Origin of the sequence: Nocardioides psychrotolerans, assembly GCF_943371775.1 — a bacterium.
Classification (GTDB): Bacteria; Actinomycetota; Actinomycetes; order Propionibacteriales; family Nocardioidaceae; genus Nocardioides; species Nocardioides psychrotolerans_A.
This window is the reverse complement of the sequence record NZ_CALRWD010000062.1, coordinates 1-19,728: the sequence shown is the minus strand read 5'-3', so window position 1 is coordinate 19,728 and position 19,728 is coordinate 1. Positions and strand designations below refer to the sequence as shown.

The 19,728-nt window shown below is 70.5% G+C and carries 19 protein-coding genes and 1 tRNA gene; 14 read left to right on the top strand and 6 right to left on the bottom strand.

Translation table 11 applies throughout. The features are described from left to right. Positions 1–2: 2 nt before the first annotated feature. On the bottom strand, positions 3–1,193 hold the full coding sequence (locus AAG827_RS16265) for a helix-turn-helix domain-containing protein (RefSeq protein WP_341927216.1): 1,191 nt from the start codon (positions 1,191–1,193) through the stop codon (positions 3–5). Between the two features lie 153 nt (positions 1,194–1,346). Here AAG827_RS16265 and AAG827_RS16260 point away from each other — a divergent pair, with 153 nt between their 5' ends. Next, a complete protein-coding gene (locus tag AAG827_RS16260; protein ID WP_341927215.1) occupies positions 1,347–2,300 on the top strand; it encodes an alpha/beta fold hydrolase in 954 nt (317 codons plus the stop codon). Positions 2,301–2,380: 80 nt separating this feature from the next. Here AAG827_RS16260 and aceE read toward each other — a convergent pair whose 3' ends face one another. Beyond that, positions 2,381–5,104, bottom strand: coding sequence for a pyruvate dehydrogenase (acetyl-transferring), homodimeric type (aceE, locus tag AAG827_RS16255; RefSeq protein ID WP_341927214.1), 2,724 nt, complete (start codon positions 5,102–5,104; stop codon positions 2,381–2,383). Positions 5,105–5,371: 267 nt separating this feature from the next. Between aceE and AAG827_RS16250 the strand changes: the two genes are divergently transcribed. From AAG827_RS16250 to AAG827_RS16210, 9 genes are all read left to right on the top strand, one after another. Further along, entirely contained in the window at positions 5,372–5,812 is a 441-nt protein-coding gene (locus tag AAG827_RS16250) for a DUF3052 domain-containing protein (protein WP_341927212.1), read from the top strand. 49 nt (positions 5,813–5,861) lie between these two features. Beyond that, positions 5,862–7,496, top strand: coding sequence for an AMP-binding protein (locus AAG827_RS16245; protein WP_341927210.1), 1,635 nt, complete (start codon positions 5,862–5,864; stop codon positions 7,494–7,496). After that, positions 7,493–7,957, top strand: coding sequence for a peroxiredoxin (locus tag AAG827_RS16240; protein ID WP_341927208.1), 465 nt, complete (start codon positions 7,493–7,495; stop codon positions 7,955–7,957). The genes AAG827_RS16245 and AAG827_RS16240 overlap by 4 nt, the downstream gene beginning before the upstream one ends. A gap of 191 nt (positions 7,958–8,148) precedes the next feature. Further along, positions 8,149–8,223 (top strand) — tRNA-Val (locus tag AAG827_RS16235). 125 nt (positions 8,224–8,348) lie between these two features. After that, positions 8,349–8,603, top strand: a complete 255-nt coding sequence (locus AAG827_RS16230) for a hypothetical protein (protein ID WP_309649783.1) — start codon at positions 8,349–8,351, stop codon at positions 8,601–8,603. A gap of 2 nt (positions 8,604–8,605) precedes the next feature. Beyond that, positions 8,606–9,994: a DUF4331 domain-containing protein gene (locus tag AAG827_RS16225; protein ID WP_341927206.1), complete on the top strand. Its 1,389-nt coding sequence runs from the start codon at positions 8,606–8,608 to the stop codon at positions 9,992–9,994. Beyond that, positions 9,991–10,395: a hypothetical protein gene (locus AAG827_RS16220; protein ID WP_341927205.1), complete on the top strand. Its 405-nt coding sequence runs from the start codon at positions 9,991–9,993 to the stop codon at positions 10,393–10,395. The genes AAG827_RS16225 and AAG827_RS16220 overlap by 4 nt, the downstream gene beginning before the upstream one ends. Positions 10,396–10,579: 184 nt before the next feature. After that, positions 10,580–10,984, top strand: a complete 405-nt coding sequence (locus AAG827_RS16215) for a hypothetical protein (protein WP_341927203.1) — start codon at positions 10,580–10,582, stop codon at positions 10,982–10,984. A 67-nt stretch (positions 10,985–11,051) separates the two neighbouring features. Continuing rightward, entirely contained in the window at positions 11,052–11,933 is an 882-nt protein-coding gene (locus AAG827_RS16210) for a serine/threonine-protein kinase (protein ID WP_341927202.1), read from the top strand. Here AAG827_RS16210 and AAG827_RS16205 read toward each other — a convergent pair. Genes AAG827_RS16205 through AAG827_RS16195 form a run of 3 tightly spaced genes read right to left on the bottom strand, consistent with a single transcriptional unit; the run spans position 11,923 to position 14,448 of the window. After that, positions 11,923–12,594: a response regulator transcription factor gene (locus tag AAG827_RS16205; RefSeq protein ID WP_341927200.1), complete on the bottom strand. Its 672-nt coding sequence runs from the start codon at positions 12,592–12,594 to the stop codon at positions 11,923–11,925. The genes AAG827_RS16210 and AAG827_RS16205 overlap by 11 nt on opposite strands. After that, positions 12,579–14,084, bottom strand: coding sequence for an ATP-binding protein (locus tag AAG827_RS16200; RefSeq protein WP_341927199.1), 1,506 nt, complete (start codon positions 14,082–14,084; stop codon positions 12,579–12,581). Before AAG827_RS16200 ends, AAG827_RS16205 begins: the two co-directional genes overlap by 16 nt. After that, a complete protein-coding gene (locus AAG827_RS16195) occupies positions 14,056–14,448 on the bottom strand; it encodes a hypothetical protein (protein WP_341927198.1) in 393 nt (130 codons plus the stop codon). The genes AAG827_RS16200 and AAG827_RS16195 overlap by 29 nt, the downstream gene beginning before the upstream one ends. Positions 14,449–14,626: 178 nt before the next feature. Here AAG827_RS16195 and AAG827_RS16190 point away from each other — a divergent pair, with 178 nt between their 5' ends. Further along, the gene (locus AAG827_RS16190; RefSeq protein ID WP_341927196.1) at positions 14,627–16,195 is read left to right on the top strand and encodes an AMP-binding protein; all 1,569 of its coding nucleotides are present in this window, start codon (positions 14,627–14,629) and stop codon (positions 16,193–16,195) included. Positions 16,196–16,260: 65 nt separating this feature from the next. Here AAG827_RS16190 and AAG827_RS16185 read toward each other — a convergent pair whose 3' ends face one another. Next, positions 16,261–16,575, bottom strand: coding sequence for an antibiotic biosynthesis monooxygenase (locus AAG827_RS16185; RefSeq protein WP_341927195.1), 315 nt, complete (start codon positions 16,573–16,575; stop codon positions 16,261–16,263). A 60-nt stretch (positions 16,576–16,635) separates the two neighbouring features. Here AAG827_RS16185 and AAG827_RS16180 point away from each other — a divergent pair, with 60 nt between their 5' ends. Genes AAG827_RS16180 through AAG827_RS16170 form a run of 3 tightly spaced genes read left to right on the top strand, consistent with a single transcriptional unit; the run spans position 16,636 to position 19,713 of the window. Next, positions 16,636–17,754: a Nif3-like dinuclear metal center hexameric protein gene (locus AAG827_RS16180; RefSeq protein ID WP_341927194.1), complete on the top strand. Its 1,119-nt coding sequence runs from the start codon at positions 16,636–16,638 to the stop codon at positions 17,752–17,754. A gap of 49 nt (positions 17,755–17,803) precedes the next feature. Then, positions 17,804–18,508, top strand: a complete 705-nt coding sequence (locus AAG827_RS16175; protein ID WP_341927193.1) for a C4-type zinc ribbon domain-containing protein — start codon at positions 17,804–17,806, stop codon at positions 18,506–18,508. Next, positions 18,505–19,713 carry a bifunctional RNase H/acid phosphatase gene (locus AAG827_RS16170; protein WP_341927192.1) on the top strand — a complete coding sequence of 403 codons (1,209 nt, stop codon included), beginning with the start codon at positions 18,505–18,507 and terminating at the stop codon, positions 19,711–19,713. The genes AAG827_RS16175 and AAG827_RS16170 overlap by 4 nt, the downstream gene beginning before the upstream one ends. The last annotated feature ends 15 nt before the right edge of the window (positions 19,714–19,728 follow it).

Sequence of the window (19,728 nt, the reverse complement as noted above, 5' to 3'; positions counted from 1 at the left end):
TCCTACAAGTCACGCCCGGACTGGCGGCCGAGGACCAGCGCGATCTGGAGGGTCAGCGCGTCGCGGGGCTGGGAGGGGGAGAACCCCGTCGCCTCCGCGACCTGCCGCAGCCGGTAGCGCACGGTGTTGGCGTGCACGAAGAGCGCCCGCGCGGTCGCCTCCAACGAGGACCCCGTCGCGAAGTAGGCGGCCAGGGTCTCGATGAGCGTCCCGCGGGCCTGGTGCAGCGGGAGGTAGATCTCCTCCACGAGGTGGCGTCGGGCATGCCCGTCGCCCGCCAGGGCCCGCTCCGGCAGGAGGTCGCTGGACCGCACCGGGCGCGGCGCCTCGGGCCAGCCGGAGGCGGCGCGGTAGGCCGAGAGCGCGGCGCGCGCGGAGAGGTGGGCGTGCCCGAGGTCCTCGGTGACGGGCCCGACCACCACCGGCCCGTCCGCCACCAGCTCGACCAGGGGTGCGGCAGCGGCCGCCTCGTCCTCCACGCCTCCGAGCAGCACCACCAGGCGGTCGCCCTGCACCGCGCAGAGCGCATCCATGCCGGCCTCGCGCGCTGCCCGTCGTACGGCGTCGAAGAGGTCGGTCTCGTTGCGTCGCTCCGGCATGGTCGCGAGGACGACGGCGACCTGGCCGCGGGCGCCCCAGCCGACGGCACTGGCCCGGGAGAGCACGGACTCGTCGGTCTCGGCCCTCAGCACCGAGTCGACCACCAGTGCCTCGAGGCGCGCGTCCCAGGCTCCGCGCGACTCGGCGGCCTTGGCGTAGACCTCGGCGGTGGCGAACGCGACCTCCCGCGCGTAGCGGAGGACGGCGGCATGGACGGCCGGTGCGTCCTCGGGGTCGAGGATGCTGTCGATGTTGGTCTCCACCACCTCGATCGACAGCCGGACCAGGTCGACGGTCTGCTGCAGGGTGATCACGCCGGCGAGCGCCCGTGGCGCGGCGCCGAAGATGGAGGCGGCGAGCGCCGGTCCCTCGGCGTCGCTGACGTCGACGTCGGAGCGGTACCAGTCGAGGAAGCTCTTGATGCCGGCCTGCACGATCAGGCCGACCCACGAGCGGTCCTGGGCGCTGAGCTCGCGGAACCACGGCATGTCGGCCTCCATGCGTGCCATGGCGGCCGTGCTGAGGGTCCCGGAGGAGCGCTGAAGCGCCATCGCCGCCCGGCGGCGGGGATCGGCGGGCGATCTGCGGGGCACCCTGCGAGCCTAGTCCTAGTGGCGGGAGCGTCACCCGAACGGCCAGTTGTGGCCCGTGGGGCAAGGGAAGTCCTCGACATGTGGATGGTCCTCGTGCCAACGGAGGGTGACCTCTGGTTGAATCCTCGGACTTGCCGGTGACAGGAGGCCTCCGTGACGGAGTCGCAGCACGACGTGCAGTACCTCACGATCCACGGGCACCGGCGCGCGTTCGTCAAGGTGGGGCAAGGGCCGGCCGTGCTCCTGCTGCACGGGCTGGGGTGTGACCACACGACGTGGACCCCCATCATCGACACCCTCGCCAAGCGCTACACGGTCATCGCACCCGACCTGCTGGGCCACGGCCGCTCGGACAAGCCGCGCGCCGACTACAGCGTCGGGGGCTACGCCAACGGCATGCGCGACCTCCTGACGGTGCTGGGCATCGACAAGGTCACCGTCGTGGGGCACAGCTTCGGCGGGGGAGTGGCGATGCAGTTCGCCTACCAGTTCCCCGAGCGGACCGAGCGGATGATGCTGGTGGCCTCCGGTGGCCTCGGTCCCGAGGTCACCCCGATCATCCGGGCGATCACCACGCCGGGCTACCACCAGGTGATGAGTGTCCTCACCGCCCCCGGGGTGCGTCACGTCGGGATCGCCGGCATGAGGGCGCTGTCGGGCACCGGGTGGAAGTCGACGCGAGACCTCGCCGAGGTCGCCGACATCTTCGACACCTTCAAGGACCCCGACGCCAGGCACGCCATCCGGCACGTCGTGCGGGCCGTGGTCGACTGGAAGGGCCAGATCGTCACGATGGCGGACCGTGCCTACCTCACCGACGCCATGCCGATGTCCGTGGTCTGGGGTCGCGACGACAAGGTCATCCCCGTGCGCCACGCGAGCAACGCGGCTGCCCTGGCGCCGCTGGCCCGCATCGAGGTCATCCCCAACGCGGGACACTTCCCCCACAAGGACCACCCGCAGCGCTTCGCCAAGATCCTGCACGAGTTCATCCGCTCGACGCAGCCCGCCACCTACAGCCGGGCCAAGTGGCGCAACCTCCTGCGCAACGGGCAGGTGGGTCCCATCAGCCCCGTCGCGACGGTCACGAGCATCACCAGCGCCTGACGGCGCTGACGACGAAGGGCGGTGACCTCGCGGTCACCGCCCTTCGTCGTGCTGCTGCCGGCCCCGAGGCCGAGGGGCAGCTAGGCGTCGCCGCCCTCCTGCTTGACCCCGGCCACGGCCGTCGGGTCGTCGATGCGGTACTTCTCGAACGCCTTCACGACCTGGTCGCGGTCGATCTCACCGGCGTCGGCCAGGGCCTGGAGGGCCTGGACGACGACCGACTCCGCGTCGATGTGGAAGAACCGGCGCGCGGCGGGGCGGGTGTCGGCGAAGCCGAACCCGTCGGCGCCGAGCACGCGGTAGTCACCAGGCACCCAGCGCGCGATCTGCAGCGGCACGGCGCACATGTAGTCCGAGACCGCGACGACGGGACCGCGAGCGTCCGCGAGCTTGTCGCTGACGTAGGCGCGGCGCGGCTCCTCGCCCGGGTTGAGGAGGTTCCACTCCTCGGCCTGGATGGCGTCGCGGGCCAGCTCGTTCCACGAGGTGACCGACCAGGTGTCGGCCTGGACGCCCCACTCCTCGCGGAGCAGCTGGGCGGCCTTGGTCACCCACGGGAAGCCGACGCCGGAGGCGAGCAGCTGGACCCGTGGACCGTCACCCTCGGTCTGCGCGACCTGGTGGATGCCGCGCAGGATGCCCTCGGCGTCCACGCCCTCCGGCTCGGCCGGCTGGTGGACCGGCTCGTTGTAGACGGTGAGGTAGAAGATGACGTCCTCGGCGTTCTCGCCGTACATCCGCTCGAGGCCCGACTGCATGATGTGCGCGACCTCGTAGGCGAACGCGGGGTCGTAGTGCACGACCGCCGGGTTGGTCGCCGCGATCAGGGGTGAGTGGCCGTCGGCGTGCTGGAGCCCCTCGCCCGTCAGCGTCGTGCGGCCGGCTGTGGCCCCGACCAGGAAGCCGCGGGCCAGCTGGTCGGCCATGGCCCAGATCGAGTCACCCGTGCGCTGGAACCCGAACATCGAGTAGAAGATGTAGAACGGGATCATGTGCTCGCCGTGCGTGGAGTAGGCCGAGCCCGCCGCGGTCGCCGACGCCATCGCGCCGGCCTCGGAGATGCCCTCGTGGAGCATCTGGCCCTGCTTGGACTCCTTGTAGGAGAGCAACATGTTGCGGTCCACCGAGTCGTACTGCTGACCGCCGGGGTTGTAGACCTTCGCGGACGGGAACATCGCGTCCATGCCGAAGGTGCGGTACTCGTCAGGGGCGATCGGCACGATGCGGTTGCCGATCTCGGGGTCCTTCATCCAGTCCTTGAGCAACCGGACGACGGCCATCGTGGTGGCCACCGAGTGCTTGCCACCGCCCTGCTTGAGCTCGGAGTAGACCTTGTCGGCCGGGAGCGTGAGGCCCTTGGCGCGCAGCACCCGTCGTGGCACCGAGCCGCCGAGCGCCTGGCGGCGCTCCATCATGTACTCGATCTCGGGGGCGTCCTTGCCGGGGTGGAAGAACGGCGCGGCGCCGGTCTCCTCGTAGGAACGCTCGAGGTCGCGGTCGGAGATCGGCAGGTAGAGCCGGTCGCGGAACTTCTTGAGGTCGTCGGGCGTGAGCTTCTTCATCTGGTGGCTGGCGTTCTTGCCCTCCAGCCCGTCGATGGTCCAGCCCTTGATCGTCTTGGCGAGGATCACGGTCGGCTGCCCGACGTGCTTGCTGGCCGCGTCGAAGGCTGCGTAGACCTTGCGGTAGTCGTGACCACCGCGGGGCAGCTTGACGATCTGCTGGTCGCTCATGTGCTCGACCATCTTGCGCAGGCGCGGGTCTCCGCCGAAGAAGTTCTCGCGGATGTAGCCGCCGTCCTCGGTGGAGTAGGTCTGGAAGGCGCCGTCGGGGGTGGTGTTCATCTTGTTGACCAGCACGCCGTCGACGTCGCGCGCGAGCAGCGGGTCCCACTCCTGGCCCCACACGACCTTGATGACGTTCCACCCGGCGCCGCGGAAGTTGGCCTCGAGCTCCTGGATGATCTTGCCGTTGCCGGTGACCGGGCCGTCGAGCTGCTGGAGGTTGCAGTTGATGACCCACGTCAGGTTGTCGAGCTCCTCGCGGGCGGCGATGCGGATCGCCCCGAGCGACTCGGGCTCGGCCATCTCGCCGTCACCGAGGAAGGCCCAGACGTGCTGCTCGCTGGTGTCCTTGATGCCGCGGTTGGCGAGGTAGCGGTTGAAGCGCGCCTGGTAGATGGAGTTGATGCCGGTGAGGCCCATGGACACCGTGGGGAACTCCCAGAAGTCCGGCATGAGTCGGGGGTGCGGGTAGGAGGGCAGGCCCTTGCCGGCCCCGTGCTGGACCTCCTGACGGAAGCGGTAGAGCTGCTCCTCGCTCAGGCGACCCTCGAGGTAGGCGCGCGCGTAGACCCCCGGGGAGCCGTGGCCCTGGATGTAGATCTGGTCGCCGCCACCGGGGTGGTCCTTGCCGCGGAAGAAGTGGTTGAAGCCGACCTCGTAGAGGCTGGCCGAGGACTGGTAGGTGGCGATGTGGCCGCCGACCTCCAGGCCCTTGCGGTTGGCGCTCGACACCATGATCGCGGCGTTCCAGCGGAGGAAGGCACGGATGCGCCGCTCCACCTCGAGGTCGCCCGGGAACCACGGCTCGCGCTCGGGCGGGATGGTGTTGATGTAGTCGGTGCTGCGCAGCGCGGGCACGCCCACGTTGCTCTCGCGGGCCCTCTCGAGCAGTCGCAGCATGACGTAGCGGGCGCGTTCGCGGCCGCGCTCCGAGACCAGGTCGTCGAAGGACGCCAGCCAGTCGGAGGTCTCGTCGGGGTCGATGTCGGGCAGCTGGGTCGGCAGTCCCTCGTGGATCACGGAGGTGACGGTGCCTGGACGGGTGCCTGAAGTGGAGGGTGTTTCTTCGGTCACCCACCCATCGTCGCACGCGGGAGAACCCCGTGAAATTTACTGACGGGTAGTCCCACGCGACGGTCCGGCGGGGCGCCGCGTACGGTGCACGAGCGGTCCACTGGGTGCACAACCGGGCACGGGAGGTTGCGCGGGTGGCACAACTCCGGTGGACTACTCCCCACACCAACCCGCCTGACGGCGGGATATCTCGCACCACGACTGGAGGAACCAGTGAGCTCGACCGCGGGTGGCGGGTCCACCCAGACAGGATCTGTCACCGGACCCGCCGAAAGGCTCGGCTTCAAGCCGGGCATGGTCATCCAGGAGCTCGGCTGGGACAACGACACCGACGACGACCTCAGGGTCGCGATCGAGGACGCCATCGACGCGGACATGGTGGACGGTGACTACGGCAACGTCGTGGACGCCGTGCTGCTGTGGTGGCGCAAGGAGGACGGCGACCTGGTCGACGGGCTCGTCGACTCGCTCACCGACCTGGTCGGTGGAGGCGTGATCTGGCTGCTGACCCCGAAGATCGGTCGCCCCAACGCCGTCGATGCCGCTGACGTCGCCGAGGCGGCACCGGTCGCGGGCCTCGCCCAGACGACCACGGCCGCGGTCAGCAAGGACTGGGCAGCCACACGCCTGGTGGCGCCCAAGACGCCGGCCTGACCCCGGCTCGGCCCACCGACCACCCCCTCCCGACGTCAAGGACGACCCCGTGCTCCAGAAGCTCTCCACCCGCGCCTCGGCACTCGGGGTCACTGCCAAGGTGCTCGGGCAGTCCGGCATCATCCGGCCCTACTCGCCGGTCGTCCTCGTCGGGCTCGCACGGACCGTCCTGAGCTGGGGCACGGGCCCGGCCGGTGGGTTCGCCTCGCTCGCGCTGCGGGCGCCCCGCCAGGTCGGTCTGATCGACGAGCTCGGCGCCCTCACCTTCGGCGAGATGCACGAGCGGTCCAACGCACTGGCCCGTGCGCTCCGCGCGCAGGGGGTGACCGAGGGCGACGGCGTGGCCGTCATGTGCCGCAACCACCGTGGCTTCGTGGATGCGAGCATCGCCGTGGCGAAGCTCGGCGCCGACCTGCTCTACCTCAACACCGCCTTCGCCGGCCCCCAGCTCGCCGACGTCCTCGAGCGGGAGAAGCCGGTCGTGGTGATCCACGACGAGGAGTTCACCGAGCTGCTCTCGGGCGCGACCATCGAGCACCGTGTCGTGGCCTGGGTCGACAGCGACGACCTGACGACCTCGACGATCGAGCAGCTCATCGCGGGTCAGTCCACCGCCGACCTCGACCCGCCTGGACGGCACACGCGCATCGTGATCCTGACCTCGGGCACCACCGGGACGCCCAAGGGTGCGCCGCGCAACGAGGCCGGGATCGACGCTGCCGTCGCCCTCCTCTCACGGATGCCGTTGCGCCACGGCTGGCGGACCCACATCGCTGCGCCGCTCTTCCACACCTGGGGCTTCGCCCACATGGCCCTCGCGATGCTGCTCGGCTCGACGGTCGTGCTGCGCCGCAAGTTCGACCCCGAGGAGGCGCTGCGCGCCGCGGTCACCGAGCGCTGCGACTCGATGGTCGTCATCCCGGTGATGCTCCAGCGGATCATGGCGCTGCCCGAGAAGACCCTGGCCGCCTACGACCTGTCCCACGTCAAGGTGGTCGCGGCGTCGGGGTCGGCCCTGCCCGGCGACCTGGCCCTTGACTGGATGGACCACTTCGGCGACAACCTCTACAACATCTACGGCTCGACCGAGGTCGCCTACGCCTCGATCGCGACGCCCGAGGACCTCCGTGAGGCGCCCTCCTCGGCCGGCCGGCCGCCGTACGCCACCGTGGTGAAGATCTTCGACCCCGAGGGGCGCGAGGTCCCGGCAGGGGAGTCGGGGCGGATCTTCGTCGGCAACAGCCTGCTCTTCGAGGGCTACACCGGTGGCGGTCACAAGGAGATGATCGACGGCCTGATGTCGTCGGGCGACGTGGGCCGCTTCGGTGAGGACGGCCGCCTCTACGTCGAGGGCCGCGACGACGAGATGATTGTGTCCGGCGGGGAGAACGTCTTCCCCAAGGAGGTCGAGGACTGCCTCGCGCGCCACACCGCGGTCGTCGAGGCGGCCGCCGTGGGCGTGGACGACGCCGACTACGGCAAGCGCCTGCGTGCTTTCGTCGTGCTGGACGACACCTCGGTGACCGAGGACGACCTCAAGGCGTGGGTCAAGCAGAACCTCGCCCGCTACAAGGTGCCGCGCGAGATCGTCGTCCTCGACGAGCTCCCGCGCAACGCCACCGGCAAGGTGCTCAAGCGCGAGCTGGCCAAGAGCGACGCCCCGATCGACAGCGGTGAGGAGTGACCGGCTTGGAGCTCGGCGGGCTCGCCCCCGACTTCACGTTGCGCGACCAGTTCGGCCAGGACGTGACGTTGTCGTCCTACCGCGGGTCGAAGGCCGTGGCGATCTTCTTCTACCCCTACGCGTTCTCCGGCGTGTGCACCGGCGAGATGGCCGGCATCCGCGACCGGTTGGCGGACTTCCTCACCTTCGACACCGAGGTCCTGGCGATCTCCTGCGACCCGATGTTCGCCCTGCGCGCCTTCGCCGACCAGGACGGGCTCAACTTCCCGCTGCTCAGCGACTTCTGGCCGCACGGGGCGGTGTCGCGCGCCTACGACGTCCTCGACGAGACGACCGGGGCGCCGCACAGGTCGTCGTACGTCATCGACAAGCAGGGACTGGTGCGCTGGGCCGTGCACAACGCGATGCCCGAGGGGCGTGACCTCGACGAGCACCTGCGTCAGCTGACCGCGGTGGCCTAGACCGATCACCCCTATTTGATGAGACAGGGATGACGACTCCCGGGGCCTTGTCTAGAGTTCTGCTTGTTGAACCGCTGGTGACCCGAGACGCCAGCGGTTCGACTCATTTCAGGACCTTTCGCCGACAGCGTCCCGGACGCGTTGGTGGGCCATGGCAGACGTCCCGTAGTGTTCTGCCCGCTTCGAGCAACGGGCGTATAGCTCAGCGGTAGAGCCCCTCGCTTACAACGAGGTGGTCGGGGGTTCGATCCCCTCTGCGCCCACCACCAGCCAGCCAGGTCAACTCCCCAAGATCTGTCCCGGATTCCCCAATCCGCTGTCGTCCCCGCGCCGAACCCCCTGTGGCGTGCCTCACCCCGAGGCACCCACGGATTGCCTGGAGGCGCGTTCTATGAACGAGACGAGCAGACGGAAGTTGCTGGCAGTTGCCGGCGCGGGAGCAGCAGCCACCACAGTCGGGCTGACGGCCAAGAGCGCCAGTGCGGCAGAAGCCAAGCCCAAGGCGGGGCGTGCGCAGGAGCGCGTCGTCGCCGTCGTCGACAACCACCGCGGGAGCGAGCTCGTGCTCCTCGTCGGCGAGCGTGAGGTCGTCATCAACGACCGCGACCTCGTCACCCGGATCCTCAACGCCGCAGGAGGCAAGTAGAGATGTCGTCCCACAGAGAAGCACCGGAAATCTCCAAGGACCCGGTCGCTGACGGCACGGACGTCTATGCGTTCGTCAACCCGAACAACCCGGCCAAGGCCGTCCTCATCGCCAACTTCATCCCGCTCCAGAAGCCGGACGGCGGACCGAACTTCTACGAGTTCGGCGACGACGTGCTCTACGAGATCCACGTGTCCAACAAGGGCAAGGCGACCTCGGACATCCGCTACCAGTTCAAGTTCACGACGAAGATCCGCAACTCCAAGACCTTCCTCTACAACACCGGCCCGATCGAGGACATCGACTCGCCGAACTGGAACCGCCCGCAGTACTACACCGTGACCCGCATCAAGGACGGCCGCAAGGAAGTCCTCGGTCGCAACCTGCCCTGCCCACCGGTCAACGTCGGCGTGCGCAGCACGCCGGACTTCGCCAAGCTCACCAAGCAGGCGATCCACAAGCTCAAGGGCGGCACCCGCGACGTCTACGCCGGCCAGCGAGCCGACGCGTTCCACGTCGACCTGGGCAGCATCTTCGACCTCGGAGCCCTGCGTCCCCTCAACGAGGCGCACCTGATCTCCATGCCCAACATGGGTGGGGTCAACTCGGTGCAGTCCTACAACGTGCACACGATCGCGCTGCAGGTCCCGGTCCGGGAGCTGACCCGCAACAACGTGCGACCGACCGACGTCATGGACCCCAAGGCCGTCATCGGCGTCTGGGCCACGGCGAGCCGCCGCAAGGGTCGGGTCTACAACTCCAAGGCCGGCAAGTACGTCGACAACGGTCCTTACGTGCAGGTCTCGCGCCTGGGCAACCCGCTGTTCAACGAGGTCATCGTCCCGATGGCCGAGAAGGACTCGTGGAACGCCGCGCCGCCGAGCAACGACGCGAAGTACACCAAGTACGTCAACCGTCCCGAGCTCGCCGGTCTCCTTCCGGCGCTCTACCCGGGTGCGTTCCCGAACCTCGCGGCCTACACCAAGCCGCGTGCGGACCTGAACGCGATCCTCATGACGGGGATCCCCGAGGGCGTCGTGCCCGGCTTCCAGAACTTCACGGGTCCGGTGCAGGCCGACATGCTGCGCCTGAACCTGGCGGTGCCTCCGACCGCGCCCGCCGACCAGAACCCGCTGGGCCTGGTCGCCGGTGACGCTGCCGGCTTCCCCAACGGCCGCCGGGTGGGTGACGACGTCGTGACCATCGAGCTGCGCGCCGTCGCCGGTCTGACGATCCCGCTGGTGGACCCGTCCTACGAGGTCGACGGTGCGGTCAACGCCGTCTCCGACGGCACGTCGGACGAGAACCCGCAGCCGCCGAACGTCTTCCCGTTCCTGGGGCTGCCCGGTGGTGGCTACCAGACCGTGCCGGGGACGACCGAGGCGTCGTGACCGAGCCCGCGTCCCGTCCGCTCGACTCCCCGGAGAACCCGCATGCCGGCCAAGGCTCGGCGGTCATGCTGGACATCGGGGGTGACATCGGTGCCCTCGTGGTGACGATGCCGGCCGACATGGCCGGGCTCGAGGTGGAGATCGCCCCGGAAGGTGCGGAGCCGGTCGACACCGCCCACGACCATGACCACGGTCATGGACACGGGCACGGTCACGGACACGGGCACCGCCCCCACGTCGCCGTCATCCGGCGGCCCGTGGAGGGAGGGGAGCTGCCGTCACTGGTGTTCCCCGAGCTGGTGGAGGGCACCTACGAGCTGTTCGAGAAGGGCAGCAACGACGTGCGCCTCGTGGTCGAGATCCGTGGGGGAGAGGTCGCCTCCGCGGACTGGCCGCACTGACACGCTGAACGACGAGACCCCGACCCAGCTGATGGGTCGGGGTCTCGTCGCGTCCGGAGGTGGGGGTGGGGCGGAGGTGCGTCGCTCGGTGAGAGCGGTCTCATCTCGACCTCATGGTGCGCTCACGGCTGACGGCCAGAGTCTTCCTCGTCAGCAGAACACCACTCGGACGATAGGAACCACCATGAAGATCACCACCCTCCGCGTCGGCACCCTCGGTGTGGCCGGTCTCGTCACCACCGGCCTCCTGGCGCTGCCGCTCAGCGCGGCCACGGCCGGCGACCAGCTCCTCAAGCGCGACGACGACACCCCGGACGTGGTGCTCGTCAGCGACGATGACGACGACGACACCGTCGACCGCAACGCGCGCAGCGCTGCCTCCAACACCGGCAGCCGCGACGACAACACCCGGACCGGCCGGGACAACACGGGATCGCGCGACAACAGCCGCACGGGCAGCCGCTCGGGACGCGACAACAGCTACTCCCAGCAGAAGCGCGACTGGACGACCGACGGCCCGGGCAAGCGCAAGGTCGACTGGTCGCAGAACCAGACCAACGACCGCTCGCGCAACAACACGCGCGGCTGACGTCTGCCTGCCCCGATCGACACGTGACCGACCGCCGACCGCACCGCCACCGACACCGGAGCCGACCATGAAGCACGACGACGAGCGCTGGCACTTCCACGAAGGTGATGCGATCACCCCCGAGCTGACCGCGATGCGGCTGCTCGGCGGGGGATCGGCCTACGAGGCCTACCTCGCCTTCGACGAGATCACCTACGCGCCCGTGGTCGTCAAGGTCGTCCGGCCCACCGAGCTCCACGACGAGGCCACCCTGCGTGGCCTCGAGCGGGAGGTTGCTGCGCTGGACCAGGTCAACCACCCGGTGGTGGTGCGGCGGCTGCGGCACGAGCTCGACGGGGAGCGCCCGCACGTGGTGCTGGAGCACATCGACGGGCCGCGCCTGTCGTCGCTCATCAGGCGCTACGGGCCGCTGCAACCCCAGCAGTACCTGCCGCTGGCGCTCGACATCGCCTCGGCGCTGCACTACTTCCGCCACGTGGACGTGGTGCACCTCGACATCAAGCCCAGCAACATCATCATGGGCGCCCCGGCGCGCCTCATCGACCTCTCGGTGGCCCGTCCCGCACACCGCGCGGCCGAGCTCACCGGCACCATCGGCACCGACTTCTACATGTCGCCCGAGCAGTGCGACCCGACCGGCTCCAGGCCCCCTGGCTATGCCAGCGACGTGTGGGGCATCGGCGCCACCCTGTTCGAGGCGGTCGCGGGCTATCGCGCGTTCGACGACGGCGACCGGGACTCCGAGGTCCTCGCGGCGCGCTTCCCCCAGCTCGTCGAGAAGCCCTATGAGCTCCCCGCGAAGGTGCCCGCCGACGTCGCGAAGACCATCTACGCGTGCCTCGAGCCCGACCCGGCCGCACGCCCGGAGCCGCACGAGCTCGCGGCGGCCCTGGAGCCGGCGATGGCTGCCCAGCCGGCGCCGCAGCTGACCTTCAAGGTCAAGCGCTGAAGCGGTAGCCCATCCCGCGCACCGTCACGATCGACGCCGAGCCGAACTTGCGGCGCAGGTAGCCGACGTAGACGTCGACGACGTTGGACCCGGGGTCGAAGTCGTAGCCCCAGACGTGGTCGAGCAGCTGCTCGCGGGAGAGCACCTGACCGGGGTTGAGCATGAAGATCTCGGCCAGCGCGAACTCCCGGGCCGACAGGTCGACCTCTTTGTCGCCGACCGTCGCACGCCGGGTGCGCAGGTCCAGCCGCACCCCGCCCGCCTCCAGCGCGTCCGTCGCCCCGGCACCGTCGCCGCTGTTGGACTGGCGTAGGCGGAGCCGCACCCGGGCCATGAGCTCGGCGAAGCGGAAGGGCTTGGGCATGTAGTCGTCGGCGCCTCCTTCGAGGGCCGAGACGGTGTCGGTGACCGAGTCCCGGGCCGTCAGGACGATCACGGGCATCCGTGACCCCTGCGAGCGCAGCTGGTCCAGCACCTCGAAGCCGTCGATGCCGGGCAGGCCGATGTCGAGCACCATCAGGTCGAAGTCGCCGCTGAGCGCCTGGTCGAGGCCCTCGTGCCCGTCGCCCGCGACGACGGTCTGGTGTCCCTCGGCCCGCAGGCCCTTGGAGACGAACGACGCGATGCGCGCCTCGTCCTCGACGATCAGGATGCGGGCCACAGGGGCACCTCCATGGTCTGGGTCGTGGTGGCGGGGCCCGACGCGTCGGTGCGTGCGGGCAGGGAGAGGACGAAGCGGGCACCGGGAGGGTCGGCCTCCTCGACGCGGACCGAGCCGCCGTGGGCGAGGGCGATCGCGCGGACGATGGAGAGGCCGAGCCCGAACCCCTCGTCGCCGTCGGGGACCACGCTGCGTCCGAAACGCTCGAAGATCTGCTCGCGGTCGGCGGCCGGCACCCCGGGTCCCGTGTCGCGGACCCAGAGCCGCACGCGGCCCTCGTCGTACGACGACCCGAGGGCGACCGTGTCGCCGGGGCCGGTGTGCTTGACGGCGTTGTCGCACAGCTGCAGGAGCGCCTGGGTCACGCGTTGCTCGTCCAGGTCGGCCCTCACCTCGGCGGTCGCGTCGAGGACCCAGGTGCGCTCACCGAGGGCGCGCGCCTTGGACAGGGTGGTCTCGGTGAGGGCTGCGACGTCGGTCGGGGCGGGGGTGACGAAGTCCGGCCGGCTGGTCTTGGCGAGCAGGATGAGGTCACCCACGAGGCGGGCCATGCGGTCGACCTCCTCCAGGAGCAGCTCGCGGGTCTCGTCGACGTCCTCGGGGCTGCTGGCGTCGAGCAGCTCGAGGTGACCGCGCAGGACCGTGAGCGGGGTCTTGAGCTCGTGCCCGGCGTCGTCGAGGAACTGGCGCTGGGTGATGAAGCCGCCCTCGAGCCGGTCGAGCATCACGTTGAAGGTGCGGGTCAGCGCGGTGATGTCGTCGTTGCCCTGCTCGGGGATGCGTCGGGACAGGTCGGTCGCGGTGATGTCGCTGGCGGTCTCACGCAGGGTGCGCAGGGGTGCGAGGAGCCGACCCGACTGGGTGCTCGCCAGCAGCACCAGCAGCCCGAGGGACAACAGGGCGACGATCGCGTAGGTCTGCATCGTCTGGTTGATCTCGTCGTGCTCGTCGGCGAGGAAGCTCACGATGACCAGGGACCCCTGCGTGGTCTCGTTGACCACCGGCAGGACCGTCACCCAGACCTCGCCGAACGCGTCGGACTCCAGGACCTCGGTGCCGCCCTGGTCGAAGAGGTCGGCGACGGCCGCCTCGTAGGCCGGCTCGGTGAGGAACTCCTCGGCGTTGCGGTTGACCGTGCGGGAGGGCTCGTCGTCGGCGCCCGTGTAGGCCAGCAGGATCTCGTCGTCGTCCGGGACGTTGCGCCGCAGGAAGAGGTCGAGCAGTCGGCCGACGTCGGTGAACGCCTCCCCGGTCTCGGGGTCGTCGCCTCCCTGCAGCCGACGGAACTCCGCGATCTCCTGGTCGATCTGCTCGCTCGTCTGGCGCTCGATGCGAGCGGACTCCAGCGTGTAGACCAGGACGCCGGCGCCGGCCATGGCTGCGGTGCTGAGCAGGGCGATGACGGCGGTGATGCGGGTGCGGACCGAGATGCGGGCGAAGGAGCCGCCCCGACGGTGGCGCTCAGTCGTCGTCAGTGTCGGTCCTGTCATCGCGGTCGTCGTCCCCGTCGTCGTCGCCGTCCCGGTCGTCGTCCCGGTCGTCCCCACCGTCGTCGCCCGGGCGGTTGGTCTCGGGCTTCACGACGGTGATGCCATTCTGGTCGACGTCTCGGTCGTCGTCCTGATCGCCGTCACCCTCGTCGTTCGCGCCATTGCCCTGCCCAGGCCCGGGGGAGGGCCTCGGGGACGGCGCAGGAGCGTCGTCGGCGGGTGACTGCTGCCGCACGTCGTTGACGATCACCGGGTCGCGCCGGTCGGGCTCACGGGCCGAGGAGGAGACCAGCGACCCGACGACGTAGCCCGACATGGGCAGGATCAGGGCCAGACCGACGAGGAACTTCGCGACCGTGCTCATGGGGTCACCCTGGCCCTCGATCGTGGGTCTCGGGTGAGACCGTGATGAGAGGACTCTCATGCGGGCCTCGCATGACCGTTGGGCGCTCGGGAGATCCCGCTCGGCGATCGGTCCGCGGGGGCAACCGCGAGGCAACGTGGGCCTCACTACAGTGGCACCCGTCACAGAGGAGGCCTCATTGATCGTCCCGTTCAGTGTCAACGACTTCATCGACCGAGCCGTCCAGGTCTATGGCGACCGCATCGGCGCCGTCGACGAGCCCGACCAGCCGGCCCGCCCCCTGGGCGACGCGGAGGGCGGGCTCACGTATGCCGAGATCGGCGCCCTCGCGCGTCGCCAGGCCGCCAAGCTCGACGAGCTCGGCATCGGTGTAGGGGAGCGGGTGGCCTTCGTCAGCCACAACAGCTCGCGCCTGCTCACCGCGTTCTTCGGGGTCGCCGGCTCCGGCCGGGTCCTGGTGCCGGTCAACTTCCGGCTGCGTCCCGACGAGGTCAGCTACATCGTCGAGCACTCCGGTGCCCGGGTGCTCGTGGTGGACCCCGAGCTCGACGAGGCGCTCGCCGGGGTGAAGGCGGAGTTCCGCTTCGTCATCGGCGCCGACGACGACCTCTACGCCGCCGCTCCCGAGGACGGGGGACCCGACCCGGTCCCGTGGGAGCCCGACGAGAACGCGACCGCGTGCATCAACTACACCTCGGGCACGACCGCGCGCCCGAAGGGCGTGCAGATCACCCACCGCAACATCTGGACCAACGCGGTCACCTTCGCGATGCACACCGCGGTGACCGACCGCGACGTCTACCTCCACACGCTGCCGATGTTCCACGCCAACGGGTGGGGCATGCCCTTCGCGATGACGGGCCTGGGCGTCAAGCAGGTCGTCATCCGCAAGATCGACGGCGCCGAGATCCTGCGCCGCGTGGAGAAGCACGGCGTGACCGTCATGTGCGCGGCCCCGGCGGTCGCGGCCGCGGTGCTCGAGGCCGCCCAGGACTGGGAGGGCGAGATCCCGGGCCGCGACAAGGTCCGCATCATCATGGCCGGTGCACCGCCGCCCACGAAGACCGTGGTGCGCGTGCAGGAGGAGCTCGGCTGGGAGTTCATCCAGATCTACGGCCTCACCGAGACCTCGCCGCTGCTCACCATCAACCGGACCCGTGCGGAGTGGGACGACCTCCCGCCCGAGGAGCGCGCCCAGAAGCTCGTCCGCGCCGGCGCACCCGCCCTCGGCGTACGACTGATGATCGACGAGTCGCCCGAGGGCGCCGGTGAGGTCCTCGCGCGCTCCAACGTGGTGCTCGAGGGCTACTGGGAGCAGCCGGAGGAGAGCGCGACCGCGCTGCGCGGCGGCTGGTTCCACACCGGTGACGGCGGGGTCGTCGGCGACGACGGCTACCTCACGCTCCAGGACCGCAAGAAGGACGTCATCATCACCGGCGGCGAGAACGTCTCCTCGATCGAGGTGGAGGACGTCCTCTTCTCCCACCCGGCGGTGGCCGAGGTCGCCGTCATCGGCGTCCCCAGCGAGAAGTGGGGCGAGACCATCAAGGCCCTCGTCGTGCTGGCGCCGGGGGAGCAGGTGACCGAGGCCGAGCTGATCGCGTGGTGCAAGGACAAGGCGGCCGGCTACAAGGCGCCGACGTCCGTGGAGTTCCGCGAGGAGCTGGCGCGCACCGCGACCGGCAAGCTGCAGAAGTTCAAGCTGCGGGCCCCCTACTGGGAGGGCTACGACCGCCAGGTCAACTGAGGCCGGGCAACGTCATGCGGGGCGAGGAGTCGACTCCTCGCCCCGCATGACGTCCGGCGGCGACGTCAGCCCGGCTTGACGTCGAGCACGACCTCGAACTCCAGCAGGTCCGCGCCGCTGGAGACGGGCTTGGCGCGCTCACCGGACTCCCCGGCGTGGGCCGCGGCCGCCGAGCCGTCGCGCCACGCGGCGAACGACGCCTCGTCCTCCCACTGGGTGACGACGAAGTAGCGCTCCTCGCCGGCGACCGGTCGGAGCAGCTGGAAGCCGAGGAAGCCCGGCGAGCCGTCGACGGTGTGCGCCCGCGCGGCGAACCGCTTCTCGAGCTCGTCCTTGGCGTGCGGGGGGACGGAGATGGCGTTGATCTTGACGACGGGCATGGGCCGAGCCTACTGAGCAGGCGGTCCGGCTCGTCCCGGCCGGCGGCTACCCTCACCGGCATGCCAGCGCTGAAGGACGTCGTCGACCTGCTGCACGGGTGGTACCCACCGGGGACCGCCGACTCCTGGGACGCCGTCGGTCTCGTGCACGGCGAGCCGGAGGCCGAGGTCGCGAAGGTGATGTTCGCCGTCGACCCGACGATCGAGGTGGCCCGCGAAGCCGTGGCGTGGGGCGCCGACCTGCTGGTCGTGCACCACCCGCTCTTCCTCAAGCCGGTGCACGGTTTCGCCGCGACGACGCCCAAGGGCCGGACCCTGTCGACGCTGGTCGCGGGCGGCTGCGCGCTGCTCACGGCCCACACCAACGCCGACCGAGCCGACAGCGGCGTCTCGGAGGCGCTGGCCCACGCCCTCGGCCTGACCGACCTGGCGCCGATCCTGCCGGGTGGCTCGACCCCGCTCGACAAGCTCACCGTCTTCGTCCCCGTCGAGGCCGCGCAGGCGGTGCGGGAAGCCCTCGCCGCGATCGGCGCTGGCCGCATCGGCGACTACGAGCACGCGTCGTTCTCGAGCGAGGGCAAGGGGCGCTTCCGACCGAGGGTCGGTGCCACGCCGGCCATCGGGACCGTCGGGCGGCCCGAGGTCGTGGCCGAGGAGCGGGTGGAGGTGGTCATCGAACGCGGCCTCCGTCGCCGGGCCGTCACGGCCCTGACCGAGGTGCACCCCTACGAGGAGCCGGCCTACGACGTCATCGAGCTCGCGGACCACGGGGACACCACGACCGGCACCGGGCGCATCGGCACGGTGGCGGAGACGACGCTGGCCGCGTTCGCCGAGACAGTGGCCACGGCCCTGCCTACGACGGCCCACGGGGTGCGCGTCGCGGGTGACCCCGACCGCGTCGTACGACGGGTGGCGGTGTGCGGCGGGGCCGGTGACTTCCTGCTCGGCGACGTGCTGCGCACCGATGCCGACGTCTACGTCACCAGCGACCTCAGGCACCACCCGGCGGGTGAGTTCCTCGAGCAGGAGGGTCCGGCGCTGGTGGACGTGGCGCACTGGGCGGCCGAGTGGACCTGGCTGCCGGTGGTGGAGGCTCGGGTGCTCGCAGCCCTGGGCGATACGGTGTCCACCCGGGTGAGCACGACCGCCACCGACCCCTGGAACTTCCGTCTCTGAGGAGCACACGCTGAAAGCCGACCCGTTCGCCCAACTGAAGCTGCTCGACGTGCAGGCGCTCGACGCCCAGGTCGACCAGCTGCGCCACCAGCGCACCCACCTGCCCGAGCTCGCGGACGTCACCGCGCTCACGCAGTCGCGCGGCGAGCTGGTCGACCAGATGCGCGACGCCCAGATCGTCGTCGACGACCTGACGGCGGCGCAGGCCAAGGCCGACGCCGACGTCGAGACGGTCAGGACCCGCCGCACGCGTGATCGCGACCGCATGGACTCAGGCCAGATCTCCCACCCCAAGGACCTCGAGCGCATGCAGCACGAGCTGGTCTCCCTCGACCGTCGCATCGCGACGCTCGAGGACGAGGAGATCGAGGTCATGGAGCAGCTCGAGGAGGCACAGGCACGCCTGAGTGTCCTCACCGGGCAGGTGCAGGAGGCCGAGGCCCGCCTCGTCGAGCTCAGCACCGCGCGCGACGAGAAGGCCGCCGCGATCGACGCCGAGCTCGCCGAGGTCGGGGCCAAGCGGGCGCCGGCGCTGGAGGGCATGCCCGAGGACCTGCTCGCGCTCTACGAGCGGCTGCGCACCAGCAAGGGTGGTGTCGGCGCGGCCGAGCTGCGCCAGCGCCGGTGCACCGGCTGCCAGCTGACCATCGACAACGCCGAGCTCGCGATCATCCGCGCCAAGCCCAGCAACGAGGTGGTCCGCTGCGAGGAGTGCACGCGCATCCTCGTGCGCACGGGCGAGTCCGGGCTGTGACCGAGCCGGTCCGCCGGGTCGTCATCGAGGCCGACGGGGGCTCGCGCGGCAACCCGGGACCGGCCGGCTACGGCGCGGTCCTGCGTGAGGCCGACACCGACCGGGTCCTTGCCGAGGAGGGCAGCACGATCGGGCGGGCGACCAACAACGTCGCGGAGTACAGCGGTCTGATCGCGGGCCTGCGCCTGGCGCGCGACCACGCCCCCGGCGCCGAGGTCGAGGTCCGCATGGACTCCAAGCTCGTCGTCGAGCAGATGTCGGGTCGCTGGAAGATCAAGCACCCCGACATGCGGCCCCTCGCGGCGGAGGCGGCCGCGCTCGCGCCTGCGGGCACGTCGTACACCTGGATCCCGCGGGAGCAGAACAAGCACGCCGACCGGCTCGCCAACGAGGCGATGGACGGGGTGCGCGACGGCGTCACGGTCGCCGACGAGGACTCGCTGATCGAGGAGATCGAGAGCCCGGCCGCGGCCGCGGCGGGCGATCCTCCCGCCTCGATGCAGACCCAGGCGCGCGGCTGGTCGGCGCCGTCGCACGAGCCGACCACCCTGATCCTGGTGCGCCACGGCGTGACCGCCCACACCGTCGAGAAGCGCTTCTCCGGCGGCCTGGCGAGCGCCAACCCGCCGTTGAGCGAGGAGGGTCGCGACCAGGTGCGCGCCACGGCCGAGTGGCTGGCACCGATCGCGGAGAAGGTCGCCGTGGTCATCGCCTCACCCGTACGCCGGACCCGGGAGTCGGCGGAGATCGTCGCGGAGGTCCTGGGCAAGGGCCTCGTGGAGGAGCCGGGCTTCGCGGAGATGGAGTTCGGGATCTGGGACGGGATGACCTTCAGCGAGGTCGCGAAGGCGCACCCCGAGATGCTCGACGCCTGGCTGGGCTCGCTCGACGCGGCGCCCGAGGGCGGGGAGTCGTTCCGGATCGTCGAGCAGCGGGTCCTCGCCGGCCTCCAGCGGGTCCTCGCCGATCACGCGGGCAAGACCGTGGTGGTCGTGAGCCACGTGACGCCGATCAAGACGCTGGTCTCGCACGCGGTCAACGCACCGCTCGACGCGGTCTTCCGCATGGAGCTGACCCCCGCGTCGGTGACGGTGGTGTCGTTCTTCGGCGGCGGCGCCGACGGGGACGAGCCGCGCACGTCGATGCGGCTCTACAACGCCCTGCCTCCGGCGCGCGACGCCTTCGCCGACCCCACCCGCTGGTAGGCCGAGTCGGGGGGG